The organism is Photobacterium sp. NCIMB 13483 (assembly GCF_003025475.1).
GTDB classification, from domain to species: domain Bacteria; phylum Pseudomonadota; class Gammaproteobacteria; order Enterobacterales; family Vibrionaceae; genus Photobacterium; species Photobacterium piscicola.
The window spans coordinates 151,603-163,713 of sequence record NZ_PYLV01000009.1; the positions used below are offsets into that span (position 1 = coordinate 151,603).

At 40.6% G+C, this 12,111-nt stretch carries 7 protein-coding genes, 2 tRNA genes and 2 rRNA genes; 6 read left to right on the top strand and 5 right to left on the bottom strand.

Features of this window, described 5'->3' with window-relative positions; translation table 11 throughout:
• Nucleotides 1-212: 212 nt before the first annotated feature.
• The 5 genes from fdnG to selB all read left to right on the top strand — a co-directional run bounded on the left by fdnG (nucleotide 213) and on the right by selB (nucleotide 7,670).
• Complete coding sequence (gene fdnG, locus C9I86_RS09720; RefSeq protein ID WP_146142628.1) at nucleotides 213-3,227, top strand: formate dehydrogenase-N subunit alpha; 3,015 nt, start codon at nucleotides 213-215, stop codon at nucleotides 3,225-3,227.
• A 3-nt stretch (nucleotides 3,228-3,230) separates the two neighbouring features.
• A complete protein-coding gene (fdxH, locus tag C9I86_RS09725; protein ID WP_107276235.1) occupies nucleotides 3,231-4,106 on the top strand; it encodes a formate dehydrogenase subunit beta in 876 nt (291 codons plus the stop codon).
• Nucleotides 4,103-4,738: a formate dehydrogenase subunit gamma gene (locus tag C9I86_RS09730; RefSeq protein WP_080158954.1), complete on the top strand. Its 636-nt coding sequence runs from the start codon at nucleotides 4,103-4,105 to the stop codon at nucleotides 4,736-4,738. The genes fdxH and C9I86_RS09730 overlap by 4 nt, the downstream gene beginning before the upstream one ends.
• 101 nt (nucleotides 4,739-4,839) lie before the next feature.
• A complete protein-coding gene (gene fdhE, locus C9I86_RS09735; RefSeq protein WP_107276236.1) occupies nucleotides 4,840-5,730 on the top strand; it encodes a formate dehydrogenase accessory protein FdhE in 891 nt (296 codons plus the stop codon).
• A gap of 17 nt (nucleotides 5,731-5,747) precedes the next feature.
• Complete coding sequence (gene selB / locus C9I86_RS09740) at nucleotides 5,748-7,670, top strand: selenocysteine-specific translation elongation factor (protein WP_107276237.1); 1,923 nt, start codon at nucleotides 5,748-5,750, stop codon at nucleotides 7,668-7,670.
• Nucleotides 7,671-7,687: 17 nt separating this feature from the next.
• On the opposite strand, the gene C9I86_RS20060 is transcribed toward selB, so the two are convergent.
• Together C9I86_RS20060 and C9I86_RS09745 are read right to left on the bottom strand one after the other, a co-directional pair.
• Nucleotides 7,688-7,782, bottom strand: a tRNA-Sec gene (locus tag C9I86_RS20060).
• A 107-nt stretch (nucleotides 7,783-7,889) separates the two neighbouring features.
• Nucleotides 7,890-8,870: a sugar-binding transcriptional regulator gene (locus C9I86_RS09745; RefSeq protein WP_080158957.1), complete on the bottom strand. Its 981-nt coding sequence runs from the start codon at nucleotides 8,868-8,870 to the stop codon at nucleotides 7,890-7,892.
• Between the two features lie 316 nt (nucleotides 8,871-9,186).
• Between C9I86_RS09745 and C9I86_RS09750 the strand changes: the two genes are divergently transcribed.
• Nucleotides 9,187-10,191, top strand: coding sequence for an acyltransferase family protein (locus tag C9I86_RS09750; RefSeq protein WP_080158958.1), 1,005 nt, complete (start codon nucleotides 9,187-9,189; stop codon nucleotides 10,189-10,191).
• Nucleotides 10,192-11,604: 1,413 nt separating this feature from the next.
• Here the strand turns inward: C9I86_RS09750 and C9I86_RS09760 are convergent.
• The 3 genes from C9I86_RS09760 to C9I86_RS09770 form a co-directional block, all read right to left on the bottom strand.
• Nucleotides 11,605-11,681, bottom strand: a tRNA-Asp gene (locus tag C9I86_RS09760).
• A gap of 69 nt (nucleotides 11,682-11,750) precedes the next feature.
• A 5S ribosomal RNA gene (rrf, locus tag C9I86_RS09765) occupies nucleotides 11,751-11,866 on the bottom strand.
• A gap of 137 nt (nucleotides 11,867-12,003) precedes the next feature.
• A 23S ribosomal RNA gene (locus C9I86_RS09770) occupies nucleotides 12,004-12,111 on the bottom strand; the annotation flags it as partial.

Sequence of the window (12,111 nt, forward strand, 5' to 3'; positions counted from 1 at the left end):
GCAGCAATAATTTTGATTTAAATCACTCTCCTCACATCATTACCTTTCATGAGTTATTAATGATATTTAAATAGTTATTTATATTATGTAATTTATTATTTTGTTTTTTATAACCTTGCCTTTAATAGCAAAATTTGACGACTTTATATTGACCCATATAATAACACCTTAGATTTCACCCTCTTCTTTATTTCTCATAAGGTCTTTTTAGATTGAATATAAGTAGACGTCAATTATTTAAATTGTGCGCGGGGACTGTAGCAACCACAACAATTGCTTCGCTTGCCACAATTCCGCAAAAAGCATGGGCACAGGCCCGTGAATTCAAATTAACCGCAGCCAAAGAAACGCGTAATACGTGTTCTTATTGTTCAGTAGGTTGTGGCACATTACTGTATAGCACAGGTGCTACAGGCGGTAATATTAAACAAAAAGTGTTTCACGTTGAAGGTGATCCCGATCATCCAGTAAGCCGTGGTGCATTATGTCCTAAAGGTGCGGGCCTAGCTGGTTTTGTTAACAGCGAACAACGTTTGAAATTCCCAGAATACCGTGCTCCAGGCTCTGATAAATGGCAACGTCTAACATGGGACGAAGCCTTTAGCCGTATCGCTAAACTTATGAAACAAGACCGTGATGAAAACCTTATTCAGAAAAATGAACAAGGCACTACGGTTAACCGCTGGCTAACAACAGGCATGCTTTGTGCCTCAGCGGAAAGTAATGAAAATGGTTGGTTAACACAGAAATTTGCCCGTGGTTTGGGTATGGTTCCTGTAGACACTCAAGCGCGTATTTGACACGGTCCAACGGTAGCAAGTCTTGCTCCAACATTTGGCCGCGGCGCGATGACCAACAACTGGGTTGATATTAAAAATGCCGACCTTATTCTTGTTATGGGCGGTAACGCAGCAGAAGCACACCCTGTAGGCTTCCGCTGGGCGATTGAAGCTCAAAAGACCAATAACGCTGAAATTATCGTGGTTGATCCACGCTTCACGCGTACAGCAGCAGTGGCTGATCACTATGCACCGATCCGTTCGGGTGCTGATATTGCTTTCCTTTTAGGTGCTATTCGTTACCTAATGGCAAGCAGTCAAGTGAATCATGAGTATGTAAAAGCATACACCAACGCTAGCTTTATTGTGCGTGATGACTATGCATTCCACGATGGTCTATTCTCTGGCTATGATGCTGAGAAACGTCAGTACGATCGTAGCAGCTGGTTCTACCAACTTGACGATCAAGGCTATGCATTAAAGGATGAATCACTACAACATCCTCGTTGTGTATGGAACTTACTTAAAGATCACGTATCTCGCTACACGCCTGATGTTGTTGCTAATATCACCGGTACACCGATTGATATGTTTGATCACGTCTGTAAAGCACTGGGTAGTACTGCGGCGGATAACCGCGTTGCCACTATCTTGTATGCGACAGGCTGGACTCAGCACTCTAAAGGCGCTGAAAACATCCGTTGTATGGCAATGATCCAATTACTATTAGGTAATATGGGCATGGCTGGCGGCGGTGTTAATGCTTTGCGCGGTCACTCTAATATTCAAGGTATTACTGACCTTGGTTTATTAGCACAAAGCCTACCGGGTTACTTAAAACTACCTTCAGACAAAGATGTTGATTTAGCTGCTCACCTTAAGCACCACACCCCAGTGGCACTTGAAGCAGATCAAACCAACTACTGGCAGCATTACCCAGCATTCTTCGTGTCATTACTGAAGTCTTTCTACGGCAAAAATGCAACAGCTGAGAATAACTTTGGCTACGATATGATGCCGAAGTGGGATCAAGGCTACGACATGTTGCGCGTGTTCGAAATGATGAACAAAGGCGAAATGAATGGCTATATCTGTCAAGGTTTCAACCCTGTTGCATCAATGTCTAACAAGCAAAAAACATTGGATGCTTTATCTAAGTTGAAATACTTAGTGGTTGTTGATCCGCTTGCAACTGAAACCTCTACGTTCTGGCAAAATAAACCTAACGTTAATGAAGTTGATACTGCAAGCATTGACACTGAAGTGTTCCGTTTACCTTGTGCATGTTTCGCTGAAGAAGATGGCACTATCGTAAGTTCAGCGCGCTGGTTACAGTGGCACTGGAAAGCTGCTGATATGCCAGGAGAAGCAAAAGGTGATGCTGAGATTCTAGCGGGTATCTTCTTGAAGATGCGCGATATGTATCAACAAGAAGGCGGTACATACCCTGATCCTATCTTATCTCTTGATTGGAATTATGCGATCCCTGCGGCGCCAAATACCAAAGAGCTAGCACAAGAACTTAACGGTAAAGATGCTAACGGTAAGCAACTATCAAGTTTTAGTAAACTAAAAGCGGATGGTTCAACCAATGCGGCTTGTTGGTTATACACCGGTAGTTGGACTGAAGCGGGCAACCAAACTGCACGTCGTGATAACAGCGATCCTTCTGGTTTAGGTATTGCACCAAACTGGGCATGGTCTTGGCCGGCTAACCGTCGTGTATTGTACAACCGTGCATCAACACGTCCTGACGGTACGCCATGGAATAAAGCGCGTATGTTAGTGGAATGGAACGGTAACAAATGGGTTGGCCCAGATGTACCTGACTTTAACGCTAAATTGCCACCATCAAGTAATGCGGGTCCATTTATCATGCAACCTGAAGGCGTAGGCCGTTTGTTTGCACTTGATAAAATGGCTGAAGGTCCGTTCCCTGAGCATTACGAACCATTTGAAACACCGATTGGCACGAACCCATTACATAAAAATGTGGTTTCAAACCCAGCGGCACGTTTATTCAAAGATGATGCAGCGCAATTAGGTACTAAAGCGGATTATCCATTTGTGGGTACCACTTACCGCCTGACTGAACACTTCCATACTTGGACCAGTCACTCTCATTTCAACGCGGTATTACAACCAGAACAATTTGTTGAAATTGGTGAAGGTTTAGCGAAAGAGCGTGGTATTAACAATGCTGATATGGTGCGTGTAACTTCTAAGCGTGGCGCTATTGTCGCTAAAGCTTATGTATCTAAGCGTATTACACCACTGCATGTTAACGGCCAAGCAGTTCACACAGTCGGTATTCCTATTCACTGGGGCTACGAAGGCGATACTAAGCCGGGTTACCTTGCGAATACGTTATCGCCATGTGTGGGTGACGCTAACTCACAAACACCGGAATACAAAGCATTTTTGGTTAACGTAGAGAAGGTGAAGTAAGCCATGGGTATGGAATCACAGAATATCATTCGTAGTTCTGCTACATCGTCGCTTACTCCATCACCTGATGCGCGTGAACGTCAAATTCAAGTAACTAAATTAATTGATGTTACTTGCTGTACGGGCTGTAAAGGCTGTATGGATGCGTGTAGCGAGTGGAATAATTTACGCGGTAAAGTAGGCACCTTTGAAGGTTCTTACCAAAATCCGCCCAATACCACAGCTGAAACGTGGACCACTATTCACTTCAAAGAAATTGAAGAAGATAACAAGTTTAAGTGGTTATTTAGTAAACACAGTTGCATGCACTGTTCTGATCCTGGCTGCTTAAAAGCATGTCCAGAACCCGGTGCTATCGTGCAATATGAAAACGGTGTTGTCGATTTCAACTCGGAAAAATGTGTTGGTTGCGGTTACTGTATCGCTGGCTGCCCATTTGATATTCCGCGAATGAACCCCGTTGATAACCGCGTTTACAAATGTACGTTATGCCTTGATCGCCTTCAGGCAGGTCAAGTGCCATCATGTGCAAAAACCTGTCCAACAGGTGCATTACGTTTTGGTCCTCGTGAAGAAATTCTTGAGTATGCCAATCAACGTGTTGCTGCACTGCAAGCTAAAGGCCATAAAAAAGCCGGCATCTACAACCCACAAGGCGTGGGCGGTACGCATGTAATTTATGTTCTACACGATATCACTGATCCTAAGCGTTATGATCTGCCAAAAGATCCTAAAATCAGCGAAACAGTGAAGTTATGGAAAGATGATCTTAAGCCACTTGCCGCTGCTGGTTTAGTCGGTACTTTGGCTCTTGCTGCTATTCACCGTGTAACAGTGGGTCGTAGTCGTGTGGCTGAAGATGAAGGAGATGAGAAATGAGTTTGAATAAAACAATTTTACGTCATAAACCTTTAGATCGTGTTGTGCACTGGACAGTCGCATTAACAGGTATCTGGACTTTATTGTCTGGCTTATCTTTTATGTTTGCGCCACTGCACTTCCTTAGCTATGTCTATGGTTCACCACAGCTTGCGCGTATTTTGCATCCGTTTGGTGCGATTGTGATGACTGTAGGCTTATGCTTCTTAGTCTGTCGTTATTGGAGTCATAACCACTTTGAAAAAGGTGATCTCCAATGGATGTTAAAAGTTAAAGATGTTTTAACTGAGAACGAAGAAAACGTACCAGAAGCGGGTCAATACAACGCAGGGCAGAAAATGCTCCTACGTCAATTTATTGCCTGTGCCGTATTGTTGCTAGTAACGGGTCTCATTGCATGGCGTGCTTACTTTTCAGCTTACTTCAGCATTGATGTTGTACGTATTGCCTTAATTGTTCACTCACTCGCTGCCCTTGTATTTGCTTTAAGCTTAATTGTCCATGTTTACATGGCGTATTGGGTAAAAGGCTCAATCGATGGCATGTTAGAAGGTAAAGTTTCTCCCGCTTGGGCAAAGAAACATCACCCACGTTGGTTCCGTTCGCTAACTAGCAACAAAAACCAACACTAACAACAAGCTCTAGAACGGATAATCCTTGATGTTTATCCGCTCTTTATTTCTATACCAACCGAGGTTTACCGAGGTTGGTATTCTTATAATTGGATACTTGCATGAGCGTTAAAATTTTAGATAAAAACACCATCGTTAAGCAAAAAAGTGATGGCTTTAATCCGTTAATCATTGGTAACCCTGCAACCATTTTTCATGCCCGCGCCGCACGTTTACGTCAGTTGGCACAAGATTCTTTTATGGCAGATTATCTATTACTAGCGGGTCAAATAGTGCAGCAACAAGTGCATTTAGTTGAAACGTTTAATAGCGCCGTACAACAACAATTACAAACAGAAACGCTAACATGGCCGATTGAAATAGACAGCACTTGGCAAGCAATTTTAGACCCAATGCTAACCCAGTTAACCTCTGCATTACGTTCGATTGCAAGTGATGATATCGTTAAAGTTATCGATAGCATTAGCCAAATAGATCAACAAACATTACAGCATTACTTTCATGCCCTGCAACAAAACCAACCGGAACGTGTTCCTGCTGATATTGCGATTATTCTTTGGGGTTGTATCAATACACTAATGAGCTTAATTGTTACTAATACCCAATTAGAGTGGCAACCAGAAGCCAATGCCAAACAATCACATTGCCCTCTTTGCGGTGGCGCTCCTGCGGCAAGTTTAATTCAAGGCAGTGGTCATCGTTACTTACATTGCAGTCAATGTGAAACAGAGTGGCATCGACTACGTGCTGAATGCACTCAATGTGGTGACGGCGAGAATATTCAACTGCAAAGTGAATCACTAGAAGACAGTGTTCGTGCTGAAACTTGTAGTCATTGCCAAAGTTATTTAAAGATGCTGGTACTTGAGAAGAACCCTCAATTAGATCCCATTGCCGATGATTTAGCAACAATAGTTTTAGATCAAAAACTAAGTCAAATGGAATTCTACCGTAGCGGCTTCAACCCATTTTTACTGCCTCTGGCTCAATAACGCTTTAGAGTAACACTATGATTATTGCTACAGCTGGCCATGTCGATCATGGTAAAACCAAACTGTTACAAGCCCTTACTGGGATCAATGCCGATCGACTGCCAGAAGAGCAACAACGCGGGCTCACGATAGATTTAGGCTACGCATTTATGCCGTATCACTCAACAAAATCTAACCACCAACAACGGTTAGGTTTTATTGATGTGCCAGGCCATGAAAAATTTCTCTCCAATATGCTAGCTGGCGTAGGCACCGCCCATCACGCAATGCTGATTGTTGCGGGTGATGAAGGCATGATGCCGCAAAGCTACGAGCATCTCACTATTTTACGCTTACTCGCGATGGATAGTTTAACGGTGGTGATCACTAAATCTGATCTCACCAGCCTTGAGCAACAACAGCAACTCGAAGCAACATTACACCAATTATTGCTTCAATATGGCTTTACTCAATCAACTATTTTTCATTGTTCGGCGCATACAAATGACGGTATTAATGAACTCAAACAACACCTGATTGATCTTGCGGATAATGAACAGCAATATGATAACACCCTCAATTTTAAGCTTGCTATCGATCGCGCCTTTCACGTTAAAGGTTCAGGATTAGTTGTTACTGGCACCGCATTAAATGGTCATATCAATGTTGGTGATAGCTTGTGTTTAGTGAGCCATAATCAGCTTAAAAAAGGCCATAGCCAACCGCAAATTGTACGAATCAAATCTATTCATGCACAGGGACAGGCAACGGAATCTGCGACGGCAAACCAACGGGTTGCGCTCAATATTAGTGGTGACATTGATAAAGCAAACTTAAACCGTGGCGACTGGTTATTACAGGTAGCACCCAAGCAAATAATTAAACGGATCACGGTAAAATTAACCGCTAACCATCTAATTAAGCATTGGCAAAATAGTCAAATTTTCCATGCTGCCACCCATACCACAGGCCATATTGCATTATTAGAAGATAAGCAATTAGCACCAAATGATAGCGCGGTTGCTGAAATAACCTTTGATACGCCATTGTGTTTAACCGAGCAAGATCGCTTATTACTCCGTGATCCCGCCAAAAAAATAAACCTCGGCAGTGCGGTAGTTATCGATCTATTACCGCCAAATAGAGGCAAACGTGCTCCGCAACGACTTGAATACCTCAATCAACGAGCAGCCTTACATTCACTCCCTGACATCATTGCATTTAAGCTTCAACATGCACCACAGTCACAGCAACAATTGCTTGAACAACATCAGTGCCAAATCAGTGTTCTTAACCAACTCGTGACCGCTGATAGCAGCATAAAACAATACGGTGATTACCTGTGCTTTGACAGCTATCAACAAGCATTACAACAGCATATTATCGCCACACTAGAGCAATATCATCAGCAAGCACAAGACACCCTTGGTATAGGTAAAGATCGGCTATACCGTATGACTGCACTTAATCAACCTCAAGTAATTTTTAATGCAATTATCAACCAATTGCTAAACCAACAGCTGTTAGCAAATACCCGTGGCTGGCTGCATTTAGCGGCGCATCAATTACAATTAACATCGTCTGAACTACAATGCTGGCATCAAATAGAACAATTAATGGCAACCCATCCTCAGCCTTGGTGGATACGCGATCTCGCCTCAGAAATGGGTGAAAATGAAGACAGTTTACGCAAACTCAGTTATAAACTGGCACAATTAAGTTATGTTGCTGCAATAGTGAAAGATCGCTATGTCAGTCATCAATACCTAGTACAAATGGCAACCGCAGTGCGCCAACATACGACTCAACATCAGAAGTTAGAAACGGCTGAATTTAGAGACATTAGTCAGTTAGGGCGTAAGGTTGCAATTCAATTATTAGAGTATTTTGATAAGATTGGATTTACTAAGCGTAAATTTAATTATCGCGAATTAAAAGATCAGGATTTATTACAAGAATAGGAATACAGCGAAGAAAGTGGCGGAAGAACATAGGAGTCGAACCTACCCAGGACTGCTGGCAGCCCTACCCGGATTTGAAATCCGGACGCATCACCGGATACGACGTTCTTCCTTCATTTTGAGAATGTATTTTATTGCTTAAAGGTATAATTCGCAACCGCTATCTACATTCAATGATGATAGCGGTTTCTTTTATAGATCATATGATTAAATAAACATCTATTTCATCTGCTGATCAAGATTAAGAATCGTCAACGCATTACTAACACTGGTTGCAAGTACATCAACTACTCCCGAGCGCAACGCCCCCAATAAAGCCAGTGCCTTACTGTTTTCAGCTGCAGTCACCACCACCGTTGGAATATGACGCAATTCATCCATCGTTAAACCAATCACTCGATCGCTCATCATGGTATCAGCTTGCTGACCTTGGCTATCAAAAAAATCATAGCCTGCAATATCGCCCACGACCCCTTTTCGAATGCGTGCTTCGACTATTTCTTGAGGCGTGAACCAACCTAATTTAACCATGTGGCTATTTTCATTCATATCACCCACGCCAACTAACGCCACATCAGCGCGACGAGCACGATCTAAGGTTTCTTTGACCGTACCATTTTTCATGAAGGCTTCTTTAACAATAATGTCTTCCACATAAGCCGGCGCATAAAGAGTTTCGCTGATACCATCATATTTTTTTGCCAGCTGACGGCAAATATGATCGGCATTAATCGCATTACCAGAACGATGCGTACCACCAATTCCACACACAAAACGACAATTACGGTGTGGCACCACCCCAACATGATTCGCAATTGAAGCAATATTCCGTCCTTGCCCAACCGCCACCACCATATCATCAGATAATGTTGCTGCCAGATAGCCAGAAACCAAGCTCGCGACCTGTTGGCGTTGAGTTTCATCATCAGGTTGATCAAGTGCAATCAACGCTCGCTTCAACTTAAACCGCTCAATCAACTGTTGTTCAAGCTTTTCACTAAAGACAGGGTGATATTTAACCGTAATTTCAACCACACCTTCTTCTCGTGCGCGACGGAGTAAACGGCCAATTTTAGCGCGAGACATGCCAAAACGTTGTGATATCTCTTCTTGCGTGGCGCCTTCTTGATAGTAAGCAATGGCAATTTCAGTCAGCTGATCACTCTCAGCATGATTATTATCGTTATTCAAACTGCTCATCACTATGCCCTTTAGGTACTGATAATTAACTATAAAACACCATTCTAACACTACCGTATAAAATTTCGTAATTACTCACTGAATAACAAACAACAGCACACTTATCAAAAAAATTTTATTTAATTTAATCAAAACGTTATCCAGAAAAATCAATATTTATAACCAAAAATTAACATTTCGTTAATACATCACATGTGATTAGTTTTTTTAATGTAAACTCACCAAATTCATAAACCAAAATGATATATGATAAATATCACTGTATTTAGTGCAACTTATCATAAAAACAAATCAACAATATTAGGATTATAATTTTGTGAGCAAACATTTAAATTGGGTCGATTATGCAAAAGGGCTTGGTATTATATTAGTCGTTTACGGACATATAAGTGAAGGTGTCTTCAATGCTGGTATGACAATGGATAGAAGCTTATATACAACTATAGATACTATGATTTATAGCTTTCATATGCCTCTTTTTTTCTTTTTATCTGGTTTATTTTTTACTTCATCTTTAACTAAAAGAGGCTTTAAAAATAGTATAATAAATAAATTTGATACTATATTTTATCCTTATATTATTTGGTCAATTCTACAAGGTATTATTGAAGCAACATTATCTAAATATACTAATGGTCATGTAACTTATACTGAAGTATTTAGTTTATTATGGGCACCAAGAGCACAGTTTTGGTTCCTTTATGTTCTATTTTTCACCTTTATCATTGCAAGCATTGTATTTGTAAAAAATAGAAACACTAAATTAATGATCTCAATGGTGTGCTTTTTTTCTCTGATTTATATCTTCCAAAGCCATCTACCATCTATACATGTTTTTACTTTATGTTATGTACATATGGTATTTTTCTTTATTGGCATACTTGTTATTCAATTGGATTTAATTAATAAAATCAATAATTTAAAATATTTTCTTTTAATCTCTCTTCTTTTTGTTATCAGCCAATATTGGTTTGTCATCATTGAAGGGTTAGGTCGTTTAGATAGAGGGCTGGATTCTTTTATTGTTGCAATTATTGCAATATCATTTGTTATCGTGTTATCAATGCAATTAGTTAAATTAAATATTCGATTATTAGCTTATATTGGTGAATCATCTCTTTATATTTATTTACTTCATGTTTTAATAGGAAGCGGTATACGGATTATTTTGCAAAAAGCATTTCATATTGAGTCAGCCTCTATTCAAATAATTGTAGGTTGTATCGGTGCAATTTTCTTATCATTAGTTTTTATTGAACTCACTAAAAAGTTTAATTTATCATTTTTATTTAAAGCACCATGGGAAAGTTCTAGACAATAAAAGAAGATCATAACTAACATATAAAAATAAAAAGGGATCAATATTGATTCCTTTTTATTATTGATGATAATCCCCTATCAGTTAATAACAACTTCATTTTTCAATAGTCAAATAACTTACCTACTACTTTGCATCTTTAATATTGTAACCGAGCATCACCCCAGCCCTTTATTATCATCACTAATCAAAACTAACTTAATGACTTAACATTCCCTACAATGAATACCTGCGAGGGTGATAGGGTGTCTACTATCCGCATATTATAGAGTTACACTTTCCGTTGGCGTCTTTGATACTCAAACTAACCCCGCGTCATTCCCTACAGTGAGGTTACGAACGAGATAGGGAATCTATTATCAACACGTTATAGAGTTATTATTTTAGCTGTTTTTTATTGGTCTCTTTAATACTTAAAATAGCTCACCAATAGCTCGTCATTCCCTACAGTGAGGTTACGAACGAGATAGGGAATCTATTATCAACACGTTATAGAGTTATTATTTTAGCTGTTTTTTATTGGTCTCTTTAATACTTAAAATAGCTCACCAATAGCTCGTGCCTCCCTTTCAAGATGACGGATGGTAATCCACGCTATCATTACCATTTTCTACAGACGAAAAAAAACCTGAATCTTTCGATTCAGGTTTCTTAAATGAATGTGAAGTGGACGGGACTTGCCATAGCTAACATTACAACCAGAGCATCAGCGCACCACTTATCTCGATAAAATAATGGCGTGACTGGCCGCTAAGCTTCCTAATCGAAGTTGATTTATGACTTAATCCTCTGCCGTCATTCCCTACAGTGAGGTTACGAACGAGATAGGGAAATTATCAGCACGTTGTAGAGTTATTGTTTTCAATGCTATTTTAGCTAATTTTTTATCGGTATCTTTAATGCTCAAACACGTGATAAGTAGATCGCGGATAGCTCGTACCTCTCTTCCGAGATGACGGATAATAGCCCCGCTATTATCACCATTTTCTATAGACGAAAAAAAACCTGAATCGTTAGATTCAGGTTTCTTTAATAATGTGAAGTGGACGGGACTTGCCATAGCTAACATTACAACCAGAGCATCAGCGCGCCACTTATCTCTATAAAATAATGGCGTGACTGGCCGCTAAGCTTCCTAATCGAAGCTGATTTATGACTTAATCCTCTGCCGTCATTCCCTACAGTGAGGTTACGAACGAGATAGGGAATCTATTATCAGCACGTTGTAGAGTTATTGTTTTCAATGCTATTTTAGCTAATTTTTTATCGGTATCTTTAATGCTCAAACACGTGATGAGTAGATCGCGGATAGCTCGTACCTCTCTTCCGAGATGACGGATAATAGCCCCCGCTATTATCACCATTTTCTATAGACGAAAAAAAACCTGAATCTTTCGATTCAGGTTTCTTCAATAATGGCGGAGTGGACGGGACTCGAACCCGCGACCCCCGGCGTGACAGGCCGGTATTCTAACCAACTGAACTACCACTCCGCAGTGTCTATTCAGCATAAATGCAACTTGTTGTCTCTACCTTTATAAAAAGATAAAAACGAAATTGAAGCCTGGCGATGTCCTACTCTCACATGGGGAGACCCCACACTACCATCGGCGCTATTACGTTTCACTACTGAGTTCGGCATGGGATCAGGTGGGTCCATAACGCTATGGTCGCCAAGCAAATTCTGGTTTATTTATTGTCTTATGACAATAAATAGCAATCTGGGAAAATCTAACTAGTTGTTCTCAACACGCATTCAAGCGTTTGTAGAGTCCGTCTCTTCTCTTATGAGAAGGAAAACCCCTTGGGTGTTGTATGGTTAAGCCTCACGGGCAATTAGTATCAGTTAGCTCAATGCCTCGCAGCACTTACACACCTGACCTATCAACGTTGTAGTCTTCAACAACCCTTTAGAGACCTTAA